Origin of the sequence: Micromonospora sp. KC207, assembly GCF_004348615.1 — a bacterium.
Classification (GTDB): Bacteria; Actinomycetota; Actinomycetes; order Mycobacteriales; family Micromonosporaceae; genus Micromonospora.
The window spans coordinates 20058-40626 of sequence record NZ_SMKJ01000003.1 but is presented as its reverse complement, the minus strand read 5'-3'; the positions used below and the strand labels follow the sequence as shown (position 1 = coordinate 40626).

Annotated in this window: 23 protein-coding genes, 3 pseudogenes and 1 riboswitch; of the genes and pseudogenes, 15 read left to right on the top strand and 11 right to left on the bottom strand. The window is 68.3% G+C overall.

Annotated features, from left to right (window positions below):
* Positions 1-246 precede the first annotated feature (246 nt).
* A complete protein-coding gene (locus E1258_RS00930; RefSeq protein ID WP_132395889.1) occupies positions 247-720 on the bottom strand; it encodes a DUF3618 domain-containing protein in 474 nt (157 codons plus the stop codon).
* Entirely contained in the window at positions 717-1148 is a 432-nt protein-coding gene (locus E1258_RS00925; protein WP_132395887.1) for a phage holin family protein, read from the bottom strand. Before E1258_RS00925 ends, E1258_RS00930 begins: the two co-directional genes overlap by 4 nt.
* Before the next feature lie 831 nt (positions 1149-1979).
* Between E1258_RS00925 and E1258_RS00920 the strand changes: the two genes are divergently transcribed.
* The 3 genes from E1258_RS00920 to E1258_RS00910 are packed head-to-tail and all read left to right on the top strand — an operon-like array spanning position 1980 to position 3488.
* Complete coding sequence (locus tag E1258_RS00920; RefSeq protein ID WP_132395885.1) at positions 1980-2435, top strand: hypothetical protein; 456 nt, start codon at positions 1980-1982, stop codon at positions 2433-2435.
* Positions 2432-2887 (top strand): phage holin family protein, encoded by a 456-nt coding sequence (locus E1258_RS00915; RefSeq protein WP_132395883.1) that lies wholly within the window; start codon positions 2432-2434, stop codon positions 2885-2887. The genes E1258_RS00920 and E1258_RS00915 overlap by 4 nt, the downstream gene beginning before the upstream one ends.
* Complete coding sequence (locus E1258_RS00910) at positions 2868-3488, top strand: DUF3618 domain-containing protein (RefSeq protein WP_165949590.1); 621 nt, start codon at positions 2868-2870, stop codon at positions 3486-3488. Before E1258_RS00915 ends, E1258_RS00910 begins: the two co-directional genes overlap by 20 nt.
* Positions 3489-3631: 143 nt before the next feature.
* Here the strand turns inward: E1258_RS00910 and E1258_RS00905 are convergent, their stop codons facing one another.
* Positions 3632-4138 (bottom strand): alpha/beta hydrolase, encoded by a 507-nt coding sequence (locus E1258_RS00905; protein ID WP_132395879.1) that lies wholly within the window; start codon positions 4136-4138, stop codon positions 3632-3634.
* A 244-nt stretch (positions 4139-4382) separates the two neighbouring features.
* Between E1258_RS00905 and E1258_RS34225 the strand changes: the two are divergent.
* Together E1258_RS34225 and E1258_RS00900 are read left to right on the top strand one after the other, a co-directional pair.
* Positions 4383-4454 (top strand): annotated as a pseudogene (locus E1258_RS34225) (hypothetical protein); the annotation flags it as partial.
* A 55-nt stretch (positions 4455-4509) separates the two neighbouring features.
* On the top strand, positions 4510-5019 hold the full coding sequence (locus tag E1258_RS00900; protein WP_243715096.1) for a helix-turn-helix transcriptional regulator: 510 nt from the start codon (positions 4510-4512) through the stop codon (positions 5017-5019).
* Positions 5020-5084: 65 nt separating this feature from the next.
* On the opposite strand, the pseudogene E1258_RS00895 reads toward E1258_RS00900, so the two are convergent.
* Positions 5085-5384 (bottom strand): annotated as a pseudogene (locus E1258_RS00895) (response regulator transcription factor); the annotation flags it as partial.
* Between the two features lie 32 nt (positions 5385-5416).
* On the opposite strand from E1258_RS00895, the gene E1258_RS00890 reads away from it, so the two are divergent.
* The 7 genes and pseudogenes from E1258_RS00890 (at position 5417) to E1258_RS00870 (ending at position 10633) form a co-directional block, all read left to right on the top strand.
* Positions 5417-5956: an ABC transporter permease subunit gene (locus E1258_RS00890; RefSeq protein ID WP_132395877.1), complete on the top strand. Its 540-nt coding sequence runs from the start codon at positions 5417-5419 to the stop codon at positions 5954-5956.
* Positions 5957-5992: 36 nt separating this feature from the next.
* A complete protein-coding gene (locus E1258_RS32980) occupies positions 5993-6793 on the top strand; it encodes an alpha/beta fold hydrolase (protein ID WP_165949589.1) in 801 nt (266 codons plus the stop codon).
* Positions 6794-7133: 340 nt separating this feature from the next.
* On the top strand, positions 7134-7526 hold the full coding sequence (locus E1258_RS32975; RefSeq protein WP_165949588.1) for an alpha/beta hydrolase: 393 nt from the start codon (positions 7134-7136) through the stop codon (positions 7524-7526).
* Positions 7527-7940: 414 nt separating this feature from the next.
* On the top strand, positions 7941-8522 hold the full coding sequence (locus tag E1258_RS00880; protein WP_132395873.1) for a hypothetical protein: 582 nt from the start codon (positions 7941-7943) through the stop codon (positions 8520-8522).
* Positions 8523-8745: 223 nt separating this feature from the next.
* Positions 8746-8943 (top strand): annotated as a pseudogene (locus E1258_RS35630) (FAD-dependent monooxygenase); the annotation flags it as partial.
* Between the two features lie 26 nt (positions 8944-8969).
* Positions 8970-9329: a hypothetical protein gene (locus E1258_RS32970; RefSeq protein WP_165949585.1), complete on the top strand. Its 360-nt coding sequence runs from the start codon at positions 8970-8972 to the stop codon at positions 9327-9329.
* A 290-nt stretch (positions 9330-9619) separates the two neighbouring features.
* On the top strand, positions 9620-10633 hold the full coding sequence (locus E1258_RS00870) for a hypothetical protein (RefSeq protein WP_132395871.1): 1014 nt from the start codon (positions 9620-9622) through the stop codon (positions 10631-10633).
* A gap of 287 nt (positions 10634-10920) precedes the next feature.
* Here the strand turns inward: E1258_RS00870 and E1258_RS00865 are convergent, their stop codons facing one another.
* The 5 genes from E1258_RS00865 to E1258_RS00835 all read right to left on the bottom strand — a co-directional run bounded on the left by E1258_RS00865 (position 10921) and on the right by E1258_RS00835 (position 15273).
* Positions 10921-11244 (bottom strand): sensor histidine kinase, encoded by a 324-nt coding sequence (locus tag E1258_RS00865; RefSeq protein WP_165949587.1) that lies wholly within the window; start codon positions 11242-11244, stop codon positions 10921-10923.
* 484 nt (positions 11245-11728) lie between these two features.
* A complete protein-coding gene (locus E1258_RS00855; RefSeq protein ID WP_207919350.1) occupies positions 11729-12613 on the bottom strand; it encodes a fructosamine kinase family protein in 885 nt (294 codons plus the stop codon).
* A gap of 190 nt (positions 12614-12803) precedes the next feature.
* Positions 12804-13370 carry a hypothetical protein gene (locus E1258_RS00850; protein ID WP_243715095.1) on the bottom strand — a complete coding sequence of 189 codons (567 nt, stop codon included), beginning with the start codon at positions 13368-13370 and terminating at the stop codon, positions 12804-12806.
* A gap of 737 nt (positions 13371-14107) precedes the next feature.
* The gene (locus E1258_RS00840; RefSeq protein ID WP_243715094.1) at positions 14108-14695 is read right to left on the bottom strand and encodes a hypothetical protein; all 588 of its coding nucleotides are present in this window, start codon (positions 14693-14695) and stop codon (positions 14108-14110) included.
* A gap of 23 nt (positions 14696-14718) precedes the next feature.
* Positions 14719-15273: a C39 family peptidase gene (locus E1258_RS00835; RefSeq protein ID WP_165949586.1), complete on the bottom strand. Its 555-nt coding sequence runs from the start codon at positions 15271-15273 to the stop codon at positions 14719-14721.
* A gap of 250 nt (positions 15274-15523) precedes the next feature.
* Between E1258_RS00835 and E1258_RS00830 the strand changes: the two genes are divergently transcribed.
* Positions 15524-15739, top strand: coding sequence for a hypothetical protein (locus E1258_RS00830; protein ID WP_207919349.1), 216 nt, complete (start codon positions 15524-15526; stop codon positions 15737-15739).
* A gap of 260 nt (positions 15740-15999) precedes the next feature.
* Here the strand turns inward: E1258_RS00830 and E1258_RS00820 are convergent, their stop codons facing one another.
* Positions 16000-16344, bottom strand: a complete 345-nt coding sequence (locus E1258_RS00820) for a hypothetical protein (protein ID WP_132395860.1) — start codon at positions 16342-16344, stop codon at positions 16000-16002.
* Between the two features lie 322 nt (positions 16345-16666).
* Positions 16667-16734: riboswitch (guanidine-III (ykkC-III) riboswitch) on the top strand.
* A gap of 11 nt (positions 16735-16745) precedes the next feature.
* Between E1258_RS00820 and E1258_RS00815 the strand changes: the two genes are divergently transcribed.
* Positions 16746-17624, top strand: coding sequence for an MBL fold metallo-hydrolase (locus tag E1258_RS00815; protein ID WP_132395858.1), 879 nt, complete (start codon positions 16746-16748; stop codon positions 17622-17624).
* Positions 17625-18185: 561 nt separating this feature from the next.
* Here the strand turns inward: E1258_RS00815 and E1258_RS00810 are convergent.
* Positions 18186-19376 carry a low temperature requirement protein A gene (locus E1258_RS00810; RefSeq protein ID WP_132395856.1) on the bottom strand — a complete coding sequence of 397 codons (1191 nt, stop codon included), beginning with the start codon at positions 19374-19376 and terminating at the stop codon, positions 18186-18188.
* Positions 19377-19963: 587 nt separating this feature from the next.
* Between E1258_RS00810 and E1258_RS00805 the strand changes: the two genes are divergently transcribed.
* A complete protein-coding gene (locus E1258_RS00805; RefSeq protein ID WP_243715093.1) occupies positions 19964-20551 on the top strand; it encodes a GIY-YIG nuclease family protein in 588 nt (195 codons plus the stop codon).
* The last annotated feature ends 18 nt before the right edge of the window (positions 20552-20569 follow it).

Here is a 20569-nt window from a genome sequence, read left to right as displayed (position 1 = left end):
CCGGTGCGATGAGTGCCCGCCGTACGGCCGCGCGCTGGGCCGCGACCGGGTAGGTCGCCGGGAGTCGACCGCGCTGAGCGTGTTGAGCCCTTCGACGAGCGCCAACCGCGGCGGCGGATGTGCCCCGACGATGGGCGCTTGACGAGGAGTTGAAGCAAGTCGTCATGTCGTCGCCGCGAGGGCACGGTCGGGACGACCAGTTGGAGGGCGGGTGGCAAATTCTTGCAGTTTTGCGGTGTCGGTCGGTCACTTCTGCAGGCGGCGTCGATAAGCCATGACCGCGAGGGTGGCGGCGGTGCCGGCGGCGGCGAGGACCGGCGCGGGTTTCGCGCGCACCGAGCTGCCGATCTTGGTTGTCGCGGCGCGGGCGGAGCTGACCAGGGTCGACTTGGCCTTACCGGTGTTCTGTGCGCCGGCTTTCGCTGAGTCGCGTACTGCGGCGCTGGCATGTTGGGCTTTCTGCGAAACCGGCTTGGCGCGCTGGGATGCCTTCTGGTTCATCGTTCGGGCTAACTGCGTCGCTTTGGTCTTCGCCGACTGGCTGGCCTGGGTGACACGCTGTCGCAGTCCGCCGATGGCGGTAGTGGCTTTGGTGCGTGCACGGGTCTTGACGTCGGTCTTGGCGGTCAGTGCGGCTACGGTCTCACCGAGTTCCGCGCGTGTCTGCTGGATGTCGCGTCGGGTCTGGTCCGGGTCGCTGCTTCCCGGTGGCGTCCTCATGGCTGCCTCCGACTCGCTGCGCTACGTATCGCCTCGGTGTCGGCTCGCACGCTGTCTCTGGTCGTCGTGGGCGTGATGGGCATGGCCTTGCCGACCTGCTTCTTACCGCGTTGGGCCGTGATGGCGGCGGCGGTGGCAAGGATCACCGTGACGATCAGTGCGGCCACAGCATCGGGCATGATCGCGGCTAGGGCCAGCACGATCGTGGCGGCGGCGGTCCCGCCGGCGAGGAGCCCGAGCACCGCACCGCCACCGAGCAGTCCAGCACCGACGCCCGCGCGCTTGCCCTTGGCGGTCATCTCTGTCCGCGCCATCGTCAGCTCGTCGCGCACCAACCGGGTGATCTGCTCAGTGGCGCGCTGCACCAACTCGGTGGCCGGCGTGTCAGCAGACGCAGCGCCGGGGTTGCCGCCAGGTCGTTCTGGCATCATTAACCTCATCTCTCACACAACGGAGTAGTCCGAGGCGCTGCCCGGGTCAGCCGTGCTGCGCTGCAGACATGCTCACAGCCCCCTGAGACGGGGCGTCGATACGCCCGCCGAGCGACGGATCAAGGCCTTCGTCGAACTTCCCGGCGACATCACCCGTCGGGAAGCCGCCATCCTGCCGGCGTCGCAGCCTGGACGTGCACGCCACTCCGGTCACCGCCCCAGCCGCGAAGGCAAGGATGAGCGCTTGCCGCGCGGTGGATTTTCTCTTCCGTGCCATGACTACCCCTTGGGTCCAACGTGCCCGCATAGTCTTGATTGTTGGGCTCGGCCGACGAAGCTACGCACCAAATCGGCAGACTTGCATAAAGGTGGGCGCCGCCTGCGTATCGGTCGCGGTGAGCTGCCGTTTTCTCACGCGGGGACGTGGCGGTGAGGAAGACCGGGACCATCAGCGGCGGTTCGCTTGTCGATCTCTGTGGCATCACGGGGTCACGGTGCGCTGCCGCGCGGAGTCGGATGGGGCAGCCAACCGAGGGGCTGGCCCTAGCGGCCAAGCGGTGAGACGCCCGTCTGCCCGGCGGATCCGGGCTGGGTCGTTTCCCTACACCGGCCCGCACCCGACTTTGGTCAACCTGGCGGGGTCGGGGTGTGACCTGCGCGGTTTGGGGTATCCGCCGCTTCGGCTGACGGGGCTGTTTCGCCCACGAAGGGGGCACACGTATGACCAAGCAACAGAGCCCGGCAATGGGCAGCGTCCAGTCGCAGGTGCAGGCGGCTCGTTCGCAGGCCCCCGCGGCTGCTCACAGTGTGCAGCATGCGGGTAGCGAGATGGCGCATGGTGCGGTCGAGCAGGGCAAGGTCACTGCCGCGGAGGCGAACCGGCAGGTGCGCAACCTGCTCGGTCAAGCCACTAGCCAGCTCAACCAGCAGGCCGACACCCAGCAGAAACGCGCAGCCGCCGGGCTTCGGGCACTCGGCGACGAACTGGAGTCGATGTCCAGCCAGGACGAACGGCACGGTCTTGCCGGCGATTTGGCCCGGCAGGCGGCGGAGCAGGCCCACCGGGCCGCGCACTGGCTGGACGAGCGCGAGCCCGGTGCCGTGGTGGCAGAGGTACGCGACTTCGCACGCCGCCGGCCCGGTCTGTTCTTGGCTGGGGCGGCGGTGGCCGGGATGCTGGCCGGGCGATTGACCCGCAGCCTCGCCTCGGACGGCGAGGCAGGTGCCGGCGGGTCCGAGGGACAACAACCCCCGTCGTCGCACAGAGGTCAGGTGGGCACATGAGCGCCTCAGCACGGGGCCGAGCCGAAGCTGCGCCCGACCGCACACAGGCATCCCTCGGCGAGTTGCTCGGGAACGTCACCCGTGACGTGTCGACGCTCGTGCGTCAGGAGGTTCAGCTCGCCAAGGCCGAGGTGCGCCAAGAAATGCGCGCTGCCGGTCAAGCGGCCGGCATGGTCGGTGGTGCCGCCCTGGCGGGGTTCATGACCCTGCTGTTCCTGTCGTTCGCGCTCTGGTGGGCGCTGGCGAACGTTATGGATCAGGGGTGGGCGGCACTGATCGTCGCCGGAATCTGGGCCGTCATCGGTGCAGCCCTGTTCACGGTGGCGCGCGGCCGGCTTCGTCGGGTCAAGCCCGGCCTGCCCCGTACCACCGAAACGGTCCGCCAGGTTCCGGGCGCCTTCACCCACCATCGCAACGCAGAGAGGAACGACGGTGACAGCCGATCCAGATGACATCCGCTCCGACATCGAGTTGACACGCACCCGTCTCAGCGGCGACGTGGACGTGCTGACCGACAAGGTAAATCCACGTCGGGTCGCCGATCGAAAGGTGCACGAGGCGCGGGGCCGGCTATCCGCCCTCAAGGATCGGATCATGGGCAGTGCAGCCCACGCGGGTGAGACCGGCCGGGCGAAAACCTCGTCGGCCGCCCACCAGGTGGCCGCCGCCGGCTCACATGCCAAGGAGACGGTGGGAACACTTCCGCAGAAACAACGCGAAGCCACCCAGGGCAACCCGCTCGCCGCTGGACTCATCGCGTTCGGGCTCGGTGCTCTCATCTCGTCCCTGCTGCCCCCGTCAGAACCGGAACGACGGGCGGCCGGTCAGGCGAAGGGCAAGGTCACCGAGCACTCCGAGGAAATCAAACAACAGATGCAGACCACCGCCCACCAGATGCAGGACAACCTACGTCAACCCGTGCAAAAAGCAGCCGGCGCAGTCAAAGACCAGGCAGCCAAGAGCGCCTCGACAATGCGCGAACAGGGACAGGCCACCGCCGGGGAACTACGCGGGCAGGCAGAACAGACCAAGGAGAACATCCGCCGCCAGTAACGGGCGCAACCTGCGAGGCCGTGGGGAGTGTAGCGGCCCTCTAACGCAGTCCCGCCACCAAGAGCGAACGTGTACACCGCTACTGCTGCCGCTAGCTGGCCAGAGCGCCCGCCGACGATCGCGATCGTCGGCGGGCTCGCTGATCAGGCCCCAGCAGATGGCTCGGGCAGCCTCATGGGCCAGCCCTCAACAGGCCATGTCGCCCCCGGGAGCACTCCGGTGACGAAATAGTCGACGACGGCGCCGTTGAGGCAGGCGTTGCCGAAGTGCGGGAACGGCGCATGGGTCTGCGCGTCGATCGTGACCAGCCGAGAGCCGTGGACCGCCGCAGCGACCGCGCGTGATTTGGCGATGGGCACGGACACGTCCCGCAGCGCGGCCGTCACCAGCACACCCGGCGCACGGTTGCCGGCCAGCGGCACCGGGTTGTCCGCACCGGACGGCCAGAAGGCGCAGGCGTTGATGTTCGCGTTGGCCGGGCCGAAGCTTGGGTACTGGGCTGAATACCGGCGCACGTCGACCACATAGGTGTGCAAGGCGCGCGGCCAGGCGTTGTCGCCACACCGGTAGGCCATGTTGACCGCCGTGTGGTTGTCCGTTGGTACGTCGGGCACGCCCGGCCGCGCGGAAGGGTAGAGCGGGAACGGCACCGGCGGCGGCGAGCCGTCCCGAATGGCCGCTGCGGGTGGATTGGAACGTGGTCATCGAGCCCGACTACCGGCCGGGGGATGGTGTGCTCCACTACACGGTGCATCCCCGTAAGCGCATACTGACCGCGAGACTGCGGTGGCATGCCCCGGTGGGGGGCAGGAGTTCGCCTCCGTACCGGGGTCGGCGGGTTTCAGGCGGTCCTGCAAGGCTCCTGCTGGCTACGCCCTGTAGAACGCAGAGCCCGTGCCGCTGGGCGTGGGCGATGTGGTGTTCCTGCCCCACGGCAGTGGGCACACCCTGGCCGACAGCCCCGAAACCTTGGCGACGGCCCCCGCCCGCGACCCCGACGACCCCGGAACTGCGCTCGGCCGTGGGGCTACTGGCCGCCGAACTGGAGCGCCCGCGCCTCGGCACGGACGCGGCCGTCCCCGCGCTCCTGGACACATTGCTGCTGTACATCCTGCACATCTGGTTCAACGAACAGCCCGCCCGGGGCAGCACCACCGGCTGGGCCGCCGCGCTCAACGACCCGCCGGTAACCGCCGCCCTCCACGCCATCCACCGGGCCCCGGCGGCGCCGTGGACAGTGGCGAAACTCGCCGCGGAAGCGGGGCTCTCCCGCGCACCGTTCGCCAGGCGCTTCGCCACGCTGATCGGCCAACCACCCCTCAGCTACCTGACCTGGTGGCGGATGACCACGGCCGCGCGCCTGCTGCGGGCATCGGACGCACCATCGAAATCCATCGCCGCCCAGGTGGGCTACGCCTCCGAGTTCGCCTTCGCCAACGCGTTCGAGCGCACGCACGGGACAGCCCCCGGCACGTTCAGACGGCGGAGCTGCATCCGCGCAGGCATCCTGGGCACGCTCAGCTGTACGTGACTGGGCACATCCCGAATGCACTCCGACAGCGGGTAACCGTTGCTGAGACCGCTCCTAGCCTTGGGCTAGGTGCCGAGGTACTTGAGCACGGCCAGCACCCGGCGGTGGTCCGTGTCGGTGGGCGGTAGGTCGAGCTTGGTGAAGATGTTGCTCACATACTTCTCGACCGCGCTGTGGCTGACCTTCAATGCCTCCGTGATGCCGGTGTTGGAGCGGCCCTCCGCCATCAGCCGCAGCACGTCCTGCTCGCGTGGTGTCAGGCGCTGCACCGGGTCGTTGCGGCGCACCAGTAGTTGGGCGACAACTTCGGGGTCCAGCGCGGTGCCGCCGGCGGCCACCCGGCGCAGCGCGTCGAGGAAGTCCGACACTGGCGCAGTTCGCGATCGGCGTCCTGGGCATGCTGTTCATCACCGGCGAGTACGCCACCGCGTCGATCCGGGTGAGCCTGGCGGCGGTGCCCGGCCGCCTGCCGATGTTGTGGGGCAAGGCGGTCGCGTTCGGACTGACCACCGTCGTGTTCTGCGTTCCGGCCGTGCTGGCGTCGTTCCTCGCCGGCCAGTCGATCCTGTCCGCCAAGGACCTGGATATCGGGCTCGGCGAGCCCGGTGTAATGCGGGCCGTGCTCGGCAGCGCGCTGTTCCTGACCGCGGTGGGCCTGCTCGGCCTCGGTCTGGGTGCCCTGCTGCGCGACACCGCCGGCGGGATCTCGGCCCTGTTCGGGCTGCTGTTCGCGCCGCAGCTCGTGCTCGCGCTGCTGCCGGAGTCAGTGTCCGACGCGGCGTACCGGTATCTGCCGACCCCGGCCGGCGCGGCCGTCAGCTCTGTCCACCAGGACCCACTCGCGCTCAGCCCATGGACCGGGTTCGCTCTGTTCTGCCTCTACACCGCAATCGTGCTCGGGCTCGCCGCGTGGCAACTGTGCCGCCGGGACGCCTGAGCCGTCCACCTCCACAATCCGATCAGGAGAAATCCGATGAACCGACCACGACGGCGCACGCTGCTTGTCGCGGTGCTGGCCACGACCGCGGGACTCGCCGCGTATGCCGGCACGACGCAGGACGCCGGGCTCGCCCCGTACCACCATCAACACGTCAACTGGAAGTCGTGCCAGCGCGGCGCCGACGACACCGACGGCCGCGCGCTCGACGAAACCGGCGTGCAGTGCGCCGACATCCGCGTGCCGCTGGACTACCGCCGGCCCCGCGGGCGCACCATCACGGTCGCGATCGCCCGCAGCAAGGCCACCGACACGGCCCACTACGCCGGGCCATTGATCTTCAACCTGGGCGGCCCGGCCAACCCGGTACTCTCCACCGTGCCGCTCGCCAGGGAAGGGCTGGGCGCGACCGGGGCCAAGTTCGACATCATCGGCATGGACATCCGCTTCTCCGGGCGCAGCACGCCGATCGACTGCGGCTGGCCGGCCAGCTGGCTGCCGCGCTCCGCTGGCGCCGGCCGGGAGAGCTTCAACCGGATGGTCACGCTGTCGAAGGACCTCACCCGCCGGTGCGCCCGGACCAACGCCGACGTGCTGCCATACGCGTCCACGGCCAACGCCGCCCGCGACATGGACGTCATCCGGGCCGCGCTCGGCGCGCCGGAGCTGTCGATCCTCGGCTACTCGCAGGGCAGCTACCTGGGCGCGCAGTACATGCAGCGATTCCCGCAGCGAGCCGGGCGGATGGTGCTCGACAGCGCCATCGACCCGGATCACCCCGGCGTCACCTCCTTCCCGGACCGGACAATGGCGGTACGGCGCGAGGCGGCGCTGTGAGAGTGGGCCGCACTGGTCGCGGCGCACGAGGACCAGCTCAACCTCGGCACGACGACCGGGCAAATGCTGGGCACGGTGGACCGGGTCTACCGGGCCGCCGCGCACACGCCACTCGGGTGGGCCAGTACCTGGTGGACGACACCGTCATTCCCGGACTGATCGTCAACCTACTGGTCGACGACAGCGAGGAGTGCGCCCTCGAACTCGCGGCCACCGTGCAGGTGCTGGTACAGGCGGCCGACACCGGCAACGCCGAGCCGACGGAGACCCTCGCGACCGCGCTGGCGGGGCAACCGACCGGCCGGGACTCCGCGCAGCACAGCGCAGCGACCGCCATACAGTGCGGCGACGCGCCGGTATCGCGCAGCGTCCAGGCGTACTGGCGTACTGGCGCGACATTCAGGCGGTACGCGCCGAGGCACCCCTGTTCGGCCCGCTGGGCAGCAACATCACGCCGTGCGCGTTCTGGCCCAACCCGCCGCGGGAACGCCCGATCCGGATCCGCAACGGGGTGCCGGCCCTGGTCGTCCAGGCCGCCGGTGACGTCAGCGCGATCCTGAAGATGGGCCAGGCCATGCACCGCGCCCTCGGCGGTTCCCGCATGATCACCCTGGCCGGTGCCCGCGACCACGGCGTCTACCTGTTCCGAGGCTCCGGATGCGTCGACGCGGCCGTGAACGCCCACCTCGACACGGGCAATCTGCCCGCGGCCGATCTGACCTGCTTCCAGTAGCCCCGGTTCCCGCACCGCGCCGAAGTCCGGCTCCTGTGCCTGTGAATCGATCACAGTGGCCGACCCGGGGTGTCGGCCAGGCCCGACCAGCACTGAGAATCGTCGATGTTGTGGGAGTGGATCCGGGCGTGGTGGAATGGCTCACATCGCCGCAGCGCGGGGGCAACCGTGCTGGGAACGGCCGACACGGGAGCATTGCAGTGCCCGCAGCACGCAGCTACGCCAGAATCTCGCGTGCCGCACTGCCGGGCCATCGCTACGACGACGGGCGTCTGCCGGGCAGGGCGTTTTCTCGCCCGTCGTACGTACTCCCAGTACCCCCCCGGTGGCCGACGCGTTCGACGTCTGACACGTCGGGGGTGTCCGATGCGGTCTGCCAACGCACCAGAACCGGCGACGAGGTGAGAAGCAATCATGGTTGCTCAGCAGAGTTTCGCGGGGTGGTACCGAAACCGCCTGGTGTGGGTGGCGGTGATCCTGCTGGCGACGTTGGCCGGCACGATCGTACTGGTCAACCGGGCCGGCCCGGAGGCGGAGCCGGCGGATGTGCAGGCGCAGATCATGACCCGGATGCGGGCCACGCTCGAACGGGCGGACCCGGGGCAGCACAACCACGCCGGACACGGCGGCCAGCAGGCGGCGACCGGGAAGGAGAAACCGGCGGTGATCTGCGGGGTCCGCGTCTACGGCTACGAGCCGGCCGAGGTCACCGCGCTCGCCGAGGTGCGGACGGTCTACGGCTTCCACCTCTGCGGCATCGCTGAGCAGAAGCGCCCCTGGGACGTGGCAGTCAAGCTGGCCGGCCCGGTGATCATCGACATGTCCAGCGAGCCCCCGGGCATCCAGGTGGTCGAGGCGACCGCCGACACCAGGTTTGTCGACCGGCTGCGGGAGATGTTCCCGGACAAGTACGAGGAGTTGGCGCTCAAGGAGGCGCTGGCCGAATCGGAGATGGCCGACCTGCGCCGCCGGTACGACGCCGCCGCCGGAATCTGACCATGCTGGACGGCCGGACTGCGCGGTGGTACCCACACCTGCCCACCCTCGGGTGAACGCGCGAAACGAGAGCCGTGTGCGGGTACGACGGGTCCAGTGGCGCCTGGGGCTCGTCTAGGCCGGTTGTCCTGCTGGCAAAAAGTAGGTCTCCACAAGTCCTGCCACCTGGCGAAGTCCACGCCGACGAGGGTCGACGGCGGGCCGCCAGGGTCGTGCCAGCGGCATGTGCGGTCGATGCCAGTGGGCCGCGGCAGTCTGCATGTCGAGGGCGGAGCCGGCACGGCCCCGGTCCGAGACGGAAGGACAAGGCATGAGCGATCTTGTGCTGCACGACGTCGTCATCGTCGGCGCTAGCCCGGTCGGGCTTCTCCTCGCAATCGAGCTCGGGACCGCGGGGGTGAAGCCGCTCGTGCTGGAGCGGCTCGTGAAGCCCGACCGCGGAATCAGGTGCGCTCCAGCACCGCCTGCTTCCTGGACCTGGCCGGCGCGCCGATGCCGTCACCGACCGGCAAGGGCTGGTTGCTCCGGTTTTCCGCCGACCAGCAGGGCTGCCGCTACTGGTATCTGTATCTGGCCGAGGGCGGCGCCGACCACGCCGTCCTTTCCACCATGGAGTTCGACGACCCGCAGGACCGCGGACCTTCCGACCCGGAGACGGAGGCACCGAACGACATCAGGTTCTGCGCCGAGTCGTTCGAGGCGTTCATCTGCCGGTACTGGCTGGAGAACGAGATCTTCTTCGCCGATGTCGACGGGACGCCGCTGCCCGAGGGGGCGGCCGAATACCTCGAGCGCTATCGGAAGTGACGAGCTCATCTAAACGACAGGGGCAGCGGGCGACCAGAAATGTGCGGACGGATCGCGTCCCTTATACGCGCGGACATTTCTGAGGCGGGCCCCGCGGGTCGCGGTGATCATGGCCAAACCGCCTGGGCGGCGCCGTTGTCGAGCCGCTCACCCAGGTGGGCATTGGTAGGGTTGACCCCCGGGCAAGTCCGGGGGTCTGCGGGATGGTGATGCCGGAGCGTAATCGTCGAGGCTGATGGCACGCGGCATCAAGACGGACGGCTGCGGATCCTCATCTTCGGGAGCGCCACATGACCATTGGCACCATGTCGCTCAGCGTGACGCGTGGCTGGCATCACCCGCTGATGGCGCACGCGACGCTCATGTTCGCCCTGGCTGCGGTGTCCGCCGTCGGTCTGTTCGTCGACGATCGTCTCCTCATGGGCGAGCCGGTCTGGATGAAGCCGATGAAGTTTGGCTTCGCCATGGGGGTGTACGGCCTGACGCTGGCGTGGCTGCTCAGCAAGCTGGACAAGGGCAGACGCATCGGCTGGTGGCTGGGCACCGTCTTCGCGGTGGCCGGTCTGATGGACGTCGCAGCCGTTGCCTACGCTGCCGCGCACGGCACCTTCAGCCACTTCAACGACAACACCGACCCCGTCGCCCGGACGGTGCAGACGGTGTTCTCGTTCGCAGTCATGCCGCTGCTGCTGACCACCCTGGTCATCGCGATCCTGGTCCTGATCCAACGCACAGGCGACCTCGCCGCGACCCGTGCCTTGCGCGCCGGACTCGGGCTGGCCGTCGCCAGCATGGCCGTGGCCCTGTGGCTCAGCGGTCCCTCAGGCGAGTCGCCCCGCACGGTGACCGACGCCAGCGGCCACCCGGTATCCATGACCGGTGGCCACGGCATCGGCGACCCCGACGGTCACGGAATGCCCCTGACCAACTGGAGCACGACCGGCGGCGACCTGCGTGTACCGCACTTCATCGGCCTGCACGCCATCCACGTGCTGCTGCTCCTCACGGCCGTCCTGCGGGTACTCGCGACCGACCGCAACTGGCTAAGCGACCAACGGGTCCGGGCCCGGCTGGTCGGCGTCGCGGGACTCGGCTACACCGGCGTGTTCACAGTGCTCAGCTGGCAGGCCAAGCGAGGCCAGTCAGTGATCCACCCCGACCGGCAGACACTGACCGCCTTCGCTGGCGTAACGGTACTCACCCTTGTGGCGGCGGTCGCAGTGACCATCGCCGCGCGTCGGAAATCCGAGCCGCCCACCGCCGAGAGACAGCGCGACGACGTGCCGAGCATCCCGACCCGCTAGGCGGCCAATGGATCACGGTCGCATGACCCGCCTGATCAGGTGCGCGGTTCTGCCGCCGATCGTGCGCGCAGATCCGCCGGACGGTTCCACGGGATGACCTGCCCTTGATCCTTCTTGATTCTCGGCACCGAGCGGCTACTGGTCCGACGCATCTGGACACTCGGCACCTCCCGTGCTACCGGTAGCGCTGCCACACTGCCGATCGATCACCAGCCAGCGTAGTCGGGACCGGGGTGCCGCACACTGTTAGCGACCTGGTCACCGGCTTTGAGCTTGACAGCGGGGCGTCAGTGCTCAGCGGCTGGTAGCCCGGCACGGACCTCGGTGCCGCTGCCGGGCGCCGCGGCTACCTGGAGCGTGCCACCGAGCGCGGCGACCCGGTCGGCGAGCCCGGCGAGCCCGGAGCCGGGTCGAATGGCCGCGCCGCCGACCCCGTCGTCGGTGATCTCGATACGCAGCACACCGCGGGCGTGGTGCAGCCGGACGATGGCATGGGTGGCATTGGCGTGCTTGATGACGTTGGTGAGGGCCTCGCTGATCACGAAGTAGGCCGTCGTCTCGACGGTGGCGGGCAGGCGACCGGTGAGCCGGCTGTCGACTCGGACGGGCACGCCGCTGCTCAGTGCCAGATGCTCCAGCGCGGCGGGCAACCCCTGGTCGGCCAGGACCGCGGGGTGGATGCCGCGGGTCAGGTCGCGTAGCCCGGCGACTAATTCAGGGTTTGCAGGACGAAGAACTCATCGCCGAGCCGCACCCCGAACGCCGACCCGGCGTGCCCGAGGGCGACCACCAGCGCGACGCCCAGTTAGGAGCGAGTCATGGACGGAATTGAATTACCAGCCACCCGATGGATGCCACAGTCCAATTCCTCACCGAAATGCTCATCATCGAGATCGGCTCGCCGATGACGAGCCGCCTACCGAACCCTGACCTGTACGACGTGCCACAACTACGGTTCGGCCAACGAGGCGGCACCGAGACGTGGTCCGTACGAGGGCAGCTCTATGACCGGCCCGTCATCCGTGTCGGGCTGGCTCGCGACGCCACAACGCCGTCGCCCGTCTTATCGGCAGCACGTCTTGACCGGGGCTGTGGTCAGGTTCGCGTCCGGAACGGGGCGAGGGTGGCTCGGATCTGGTCACCCGCGCCCCAGTCGTCGTCGAACTGGGCCAACACGGCGAGGTGTTGTCGCAGCTGGACGATCGGCATGCGGGCGCGCCAGTCGCTGTCGAGGCGAGTCAGCTCTGCATAGACCTCGAAGAAGCGTTGCGCCTCGGGCGGAGGCGAGGTGGACCACACATGGGCGAGGTCGACCTCAGCCCACATATAGGACACCGCCGGGTCGATCAGCGCGGGCTGCCCGTTCGAAGTGGCCAGGACGTTCTGTGCCCACAGGTCGCCGTGCGTCAGGCACGCCGGCCGGTCCGGCAGCAGGTCGGGCAGCCTGTGACACAGCCGTTCCAACGCCGCTCGATCTGTGCGGTCCAGTGCCGCCTCGACGCGGGGCTGCCCAAGCCACCGAAGCAGCCGGTGCTGCGCGAAGAACGCGAAGCCGTCGTCGTGCCAGGTATTGGTCTGGCGGCGGCGGCCCAGCCAGTTGTCGCGGTGCCATCCGAAGCGAGGATGGGTCGTGCTCGTGTGCAGGTGGGCGAGCATGTGCGCGAACTGCTCCCAGAAGGTCTCGCTGTGCGGCCTGGGCCGCAGCACCGACAACACAAGCAGTTCCCGGTCCGCCAGGATCACCTCGGGGGTCGCCACGCCGCCAAGTTCGCGCAGGGCGGCCAGCCCTTCGGCTTCCGTGACGAAGACATCGTCGGCCGGCGCGTCGGCGAAGGCCTTGACGAACACCGGCGGCGCGTCTCGGCGGGTGGCTATGCCGGCGAGCGCCGCCAGCCCGCCCGCCGCCGGCTCCACTGTGACGACATCGCGCATCCCGGCCCGGCGCAGGCATTCCAGCAAGAACGTTGCCGAGCGGACCACGACGGGCTCCTCCTACTTCGGGCGCATGGTCGCAAGGTCTTATGCGACCACCGAGGACCATTTGCGACCGGTACGGACCGGCCGAACTGGTGGCCTCGCAGTGCAGGGCCCGGCAAAGTCGCTGCCACGACCCCGGCCGCCTGCTCCCCGGACGTAGATGCGCGGTGGGCCCGGGCAGCCCTGACCGCGGTCAGGTGTGGGCGCTCGGGGTCGGCCTCTCGGTGAGCTCCCACCGGTTGCCGTGACCCGTGGCGATGGCGATCGCCTCGATCACCCGCCGGGCCGCCGCGGGATCATCGACGAAGCTGACGGCGGCTTCGAGGTCGACCGGCGGCCCACCGGCGAGGCTCGCGGCCACGGCGGTCATCTGCCGGTCACGGTTTGGCACGTCGGCGGCCGCCGCGAAGCCGACCACCGCTGCCCAATCGGTGACCTGCCCCATCCGCACGGTGTCACCCATGTCCCACACCAGGTTTAGGGTCCCCACGAGGTCACCGAAGCCCGGCTGGTCCGGAACCGAGGTGAAGGTCAGCAGATGCACGGCGGCCCGCCGGCCGAGCGAGGCGCCGGTGGCGATGTCGGTGCGCAGGACGCCCCGAATCTCATCGCCGGTGAACCCGGAGGCGAAGTCCGGCCGAGGAGTCCTCCGGTGCAGCGGCGGCGCCGTGTCGGGGTCGGCCAGCAACTCCGCCACCCGCAGGCACTGCACACACGGCGGCAACGCGGCGATGTCGACGCACGTGTCACTGAGATGCATGTCGTACGCAATGTTGATCGCCCACTGATCACTGCCCCACACCGGACGCTTCGGAGCTGAACACAGCGTGAGACCCGTCTCCCCGCCGTCCCCGCCGGCCACGTCGTCGAGATCCACGGACAGATGCCGCAACGTGCCGTCCGTACACGGTCGAGGTGTCATCGGATCCTCCCCACCACCGGATGCTTCGCCGGTCGCCCGTGACAACAAAGCCTATCCATGCCCCGCAACCTCTGCTGAGTGCGGCGTGCTCGGTTTCTGGTGTCCTGAAGATCCGTAGGTCCTCGCGTGCGCGGGTGACTAACGTGTAGGAGATGTTGTTCGTGATGTCATCTTCGTAGGCGTCGGTGATGCGATCGCGGTGAACGGCGATCGCCACGCGCAAGACCTGGACAACCCTGACCAAGCTGCGCTGTTGCCCATGCCGAGCCACCGCGCTCATGCAGGCGATCCTCGCCCTCTCGACCGCTCCGGAATCCTACCGCTACGCGGGATGAAAAGGCTCAACACGGGTATGGTCCTCGACAGGTCACGTCCTTGCAGGCAGGGTGCGCTTTCTGCATCAGGTTTCACCGCGACGATCAAGCCTCAGTATCCGAGGCCGATCGTAGATCTGGAGCAGAGCCGAAGCTGAACTGGCGGTGTGTGGATGACCTGCTGTGACAGGCCATCCACACCATTTCAAGGTCGTCCTCGTTCGGGGGCCCGGTTAGGGAACCGGTGCTCCCTGGTCCCTGTTAGCGGTTGGGCCGCGGTTGGCCTGCTCTCTGGCCGGGTCCACTGGCTTCCCGGTCGCGGGCGTGGTCGACGAGTTCCCGGAAGAACACCGGGGGTGGTACGACCTTGCCCTCGCTTCCGATCGGTGAGGGCGCCAGCGGTATCAGCAGGTCGGTGTTGGGTGAGTGCAGCCACAGGGCCATCAGGTACAGCGCGGGGATCCGCAGCAGCCGTAATTCGAAACCGGCTGTCGCGAGCTGCGGCAGCGCCCGTGCCGCCTTCACCGCGGTCGCGGTGGCTCCCACGTACGGACCTTCGTTGAATGATGGTGGACGAGCGCCTTCCGGTGTTTCCGCAGTCTCGGCGCTGGCGATTACCTCGCCGCCGGACTCGAGCAGGAAGCGCCAGCCCCCCGGGCGCGCCCGCTCCAGGCCGCCACCGGCCTCGACATCGTCGAGTCCCATGGTGAACACCTGGTGCGGGGTGGACATCTCCACGTCCTCGGGGGCAGCCGCACCCAGCGCAGGCAGGCCCATGCCTCGAATTCCAGCCACGCGGCCGAGCTTGGCGCGTGTTTCCTCCCGCATCCGCCCCGGCGGCTCAGGCATATTCAACGGCATTGCGAACCTCCTTAGGGCCGAGATTTCATGGAAGCGGTCCAGGTGCCATTTGTTTTGTACTTGTCCCGCAACTCCTCGTACGGGATGATGTACATGCCGTCCCACGGGTCATGCACCCAGACATCTGTCACGGTGCCATCCGCGAGGTGATGATATCCGAAGATGTTTACTATGTGGCCACCACCGCCTGCCCACGCAATATTCACGAGAATCGGCCGGTTGCCGGTTACTTCTTGCGTGATTTCTTGCTTCGATAGCACTCCGAGCCTCGGGCCGTCGGCCTTATGCCCGACTTTTTGCAGCGGCCCTTCATCCGGCCACCAACCCGTGTTGCAGTTCCAGGGCCCCCCATTGGGTCCGCAGCAATCGAACTTCGGCTGGCCAGGGTTCTGCGTGAACCACCCACTGTACTCGTCGTTGAGCACCGCGGTGGCCAGACTGCACTGAGTCCAATCGGTCATCTTGTTGTAGTGATGGGCGACGCTGACGGTAGTCGCATTCCAGCACCAATTGTTTTTCTGCTGCAATTGGCCCACATAGCCAGCAAGTGCCTGGAATTGGGTCATCCGACGTCCTTTCGCTATGTCGGTCGGCACCGACGACGCACCCCAGGTGGCGGAACTCGAAGTATGCCACATGGAGGGCCGAGGCAATCCAAAATCATCACTCGATGACCGGAGGGTGGGCGCTTTGTTGCGGTTCGCTAGATATGCACATGGCACTTGTGAACATCATTGTTCAATTGTTGTCGCCCAGGCGAACAATGAACCTTTCAGCGTGACGGTTCGTGTCGCTGACTGATCAGGTGGCGCGGTCGTGTTCGAAGTGCAGGAGTGCGAGGCGGCACTACGCCGGCAGGTCCGAGGCCGGCGGCGGTTGTCCTGGCCGGACCGGATGGTCCTGTCCGCCCTGGCCCGCCTGCTGCCGCGTCGGATGCGGGAACACCCGATCGTCACACCGGCGACATTGCTGACCTGGCACGGCCCGCCGGCTGGTGCGACGCCGCTGGACCTACCCGAACCGACATGTTGATCTACAACGAGCGACAAGCGTTGACCGTAGTCGGCGAGTACGTCGACCACTTCAACAACCGCCGGCCACACCGATGACGGCAGCAGCGGTCACCCAACCATGTCCCCGGCCGTCGTCATCCCCATGGACAAGTCCGTACGGCGCCGACGGCGATTCAGCGCAGTGATCCACGAGTGCCGCCGGGCGGCGTGACACGATCTTCGAAACATCAGGTCAACGCCATAGAACGAGTTTTGGCACGGCACAGGGCATCGTCACCGTCACGACCCCTGCTGTGATCGGCGGTCCGACGGGTCGCACTGCACGTCCACCTCCGTCACGTGGGCGCTGGCTGGGCGGCGGACAGCCCGGTCGAAGGCGAGGCGGGTGAGCCAGCCGAGACCTGCGGTGAACAGCGGTGGACAGAAGATCGGCCCGAACGTGTAGCCGACGAGCAAGGCCACGGGAATCCACGGCCACCTCAGTGGCCGCCACGGATTGCTCGGCACGGCGAGGGAGAGGGCGGCGGCGGCCGTGGTGGGCAGGCCGTGCTTGACGCTTTCGAAGATGGCAAACGCGGTCAGCAACACCGCGCACATACCCCAGCCAATCCGGGCAGTGATCACCAAACCGAGCGTAGCTGACCGTGCTGGCGCCGAGCCGGCGGAAGCTGCTCGCCCTTTTCCGCACCGCAGCCGACGTCCACACCCCGAACATGTCCGGTCGCTGGATTCCGAGCGTCTGCTCGCGGGGTGTGTAGCGATGAACCCTGGCCGGGCGCCCTCGGTCAGAACTCACGACCTTGTTCGGGAAGGTCACGTGCGACGCGGGGAGCCTCGACTCCGACCGGAGCAGGAAGGCGCACCAAACGTTGACGGGCAATGACCGCGATCCGCCGAACGGTGGGGGCGGCTGGACACGGTCCGCGGCTGCTGGCTATCTTTGGCGGCGGAGGCGTGATGATCGCCTACCCCGGACGAGATGTGCGCCGTACCCGGTCAGCAAGACGACGCTCAACGGGAGCAGCATGACCGTCGCACATGTCGTCGACTTCACCCGCCCGGCCAGGCCCGGCAAGCTGGACGTGGCGTGGATCCACGGATCGCCGTCGGCTAAGCACAACACCGACCCCGACATTCAGGTGCACGCCTACGACGAGCACACCTTCATCCTGCGGCAGAACATGGCTGTCGACTACGAGGCGCCGTTTCTGTTCCTGTTGTTCGGCAACGAACGTGCCGTGCTGCTGGACACCGGCGCTACCGCCAGCCCGGAGTGCTTCCCGCTCCGGCGCACTGTCGACGAGCTGATGCGACGGTGGCTGACCGCGCACCCGCGGACGGGCTATGGGCTGTTGGTGCTGCACACCCACGCCCACGGCGACCATGTCGCAGGTGACGGGCAGTTCGCCGGCCGGCCCGACACCGTGGTGGTTGGCGCGGACCGGGCCGTCGCGTGGGGTTACCTCGGCCTCGACGCCGCCGATCTGGGCCGCGTGGCGTCGGTCGACCTCGGCGGGCGCGTGCTGCAGTGCCTGGCCACGCCCGGGCACCACGACTCGGCCGTCACGTTCTATGACCCGTACACCGGCCTGCTGTTCACCGGCGACACCGTCTACCGGGGGCGGCTCTACGTGCAGGACTGGCCGGCGTTTCGCGACACCATCGAGCGGCTCGTCCGGTTCGCCGAGTCGCGTCCGGTCAGCCACGTTCTCGGCTGCCACATCGAGATGACCACCGAGCCGGGCGTCGACTATCCAATCCGCACCGTCTACCAGCCGGATGAGCCGCCGCTGCAGCTGAGCCCGATGCAGCTACACGACGTCCGGGCCGCGGTCGAGCAGGTCGGCGGCCGCACAGGCCGGCACGTGTTCGCCGACTTCGTCATCTGCCATGGACAGCAGTGAGCGCACCGGCTTGGGAGCCGCACCCGTTTGCCGGAGACCGCCGTACTGGCCGTGGGCTCGGCCTCCGTCGACGCTGACGACCCGGTGGGGCAACGCGGCACCCCCTTCGCTGTCCTGCTGGGTGGCGACCTGGCCGACCGGGACGCCGTGCTCGGTGCCTGCGCGTACGGCTTCATGGGTGCCGTTCGGGTCCTGACGATGTCGGCAGCGGGCGCCGGCCCGCGCCGATTCGACGTGGTCAGCTCGACCGGCTCCGCGAGCGGCTTGACCAGCTCGACTACGACCGGCTGCTGGCGCTGCAGGCAGAGGGGGCGTCCGGACTCACTGCGGTCCCTGTCCGGGGTCAACCCGTCGTGGTCACGCTCGTTGCAGGTTCGCCGGGCCTTGCCACTACTGGCGGGGGCTGGCAGTCGCGCCGTCCGCCCGTAGTAGCGATCAGCGGCAGGGGTGGGGGTGGAGGCGGATTCGCTAGGCCCGGAGGTGAAGCGCGACGGTCGACCGTCCTGGAACTGTTCTTCGACGGCGGGCACACGCCACCCTTTCCGCCACGGGTCGTCTGCTTCACGGGGTGTGAGGGGTCGGCGGGGAGGGCTGGGCCGGTGGCCGATGCCGGACGCGCAGCGCGTCGGCCAACGCGATGCAGGTCAGCGCGACGACCACCGAGGCGGCGGCCACCAGCGGCGGCGCGAGGAGCAGCGGTGCCAGGAGAGCTGCCAGCACCAGCACCCCGATCAGCCGGGTCGGAGAAACACCGGCGTACACGGTGTACTCGAAGCGTGCCCGGCCGGCGAGGAACAGTGCCGGGCCGCCGAGGATGACCAGGAGCCACGCAAGTGGCGTGTGCCCGGTCGGTTGGCCGATGAAGGCCTGGTAGCCGACCGAGGTGACGACGACTCCGGCCACCATCACCAGGTGGGCGTTCGCCGCCGCTCGGCCGAGCCGGTTCGGTTGGTTCGACGATTTGAGGGTGTCGGCCAGCGTGAGTGCCGCCTGGTAGAAGTAGATGCGCCAGAGCAGCGCCGAGGTGGCGAAGGCGACTATCAGGGCGACGGTCCGGTGGATCGTCGATTTTTCGGCGATGAAGGTGGCGCCGAGGATCAGGACCGTTTCGCCGAGTGAGATGTTGAAGAACTGTCGGTACCGCTCGGCTAGATGGTCCGGGGCGAACGCCCACTGCGACTCCAGCATCCGGCCCAGTTTCGGGGTCGGCCAGAGCAGGATCCCGCCCAGGTAGTCGATGGCGATCGCCAGCGCCCACAGCGCCAGGCGGACCGGGCTCGGCGCGAACGCGCCGAGGATCCAGGGCACGGAGGAGAGGCCGAACCAGCAGAGCACCAGGTAGGGAACGTGCTGCAGCTCGTGGCCGAGCAGCAGGTATCGCAGGGTGAGCGAGCGGCCGAGGTGGATGAGCAAATAGCTGCCCGCGAACAGCAGGCCCCGCGCCTCGAACGCGCCGGGCACCGCGATCGTCAGCACGACGCTGCCGAGCATGCTCGCGATGACGAGGAGCTGGATCTGGACCCGCTCTGGATTGAAGAAGTTGGTTGACCACGCGGTGAAGGTCCAGACCCAAAAGATCGCGAGCAGCAGCACCAGCGTCTGCGCGGCATTGACCAGGTCGAGGCTGTCGCTGAGGCGCCGCGAGATCCGGGTGAACGCGAAGATGAACGCCAGGTCGAAGAAGAGTTCCAGGTAGGTTGCCTGCTGCGGATACTCGGGAGCCCGGAGATAGCGCTCGAAGTTGTGCCGCATCGGTATGGTCACCTACCGCCGGTTGACCCGCAGCCGAGGCCGCCCGCCGCGCCGATGCCGGCCCATCCGGTTAGCGGGTACCGGCGGTGACCGTCAACGGTGATCGCCTCCAAGACAGACCGTACCGCCGCGTGGTCGCAGCAGATAATGGCCAGCACCCCGACCCCTCGTCCGGACCGACTTGCCAGCTACGTACCCAACGAGCCAAGCCGCAGGGTGGACGTGCGGCCTCGCCAGTGGCTGTTGGAGCTGTCCTCCAATTCGAGTCGTGGCGGCAGGCGGCTCTCGCCTGGCCGTATCTCGTCGGGTGTCCACACGAACACCGGGGCGCGATGCGCGGACTCCGCACCGACCACAACGCCCAGACAATCACCGGCCACGCCTTCGTTTAGAACCTACGACGCGGACACTACGAACTCGCCAATTACATCCACCCGTGCACCGACTGGCCGCCGCCTTCACCGAACTCGCCCGAGCGATCTGACGGATGCACCCCGCCAATTGCGGCGCTGCCGAATCTTGCGTGGAGAGCCCCGTGTCCCTGCGGTCCCGGCCACGATCGGTCTGCAACGTCTAGGATGGCCTCGATGACCACTCCCGAAACGCGACCCGACGCCGTCCCAACCGACAGAGTCCGGGTCGAAGAGGCCCTGCGGCTGCTCTCCAACGTGCCGGTCGGACTCGATGTCGCCGTCAAGCGGCTCGGCCGTGGCAGCGGTGTCTACGCCTGGTGGGCTGATCCTTCGATCTTTCCCGACCTCCCCGGGCCGCCAAGTGAAAGCGTCCCGTCGCTACAGCTGCTGTATCTCGGCCGGGCAACCAGCCTGCGGGGCCGGATCCTGCGCAACCATCTGAGGCGTTCGGGCAGCTCGACTCTGCGCCGTACGTTGGCCGGGCTTCTTGTGTCCGAGGGATACCGAACGACCTGGACCGATCGGGTTGTCCTGGTTCCTGAGGATGAGGCGCGGCTGACCGCGTGGATGTACGCGAACCTGCGCTTGACCTGGGCGGAGGACGCGGAGCCGGCGACCATCGAGGCCGAACTTGTCCGGCGTTTGCACCCGCCGCTCAACGTACACGGCGTCGGCCCCGAGCACATCCAGGCGGCCGTGGTATCCGCCAAGAACTCATACAACGCCAGCAGCCGCCCGGTCGAACCCTCGCGAACGCCGTAAACGATTGCCCGGCACGCG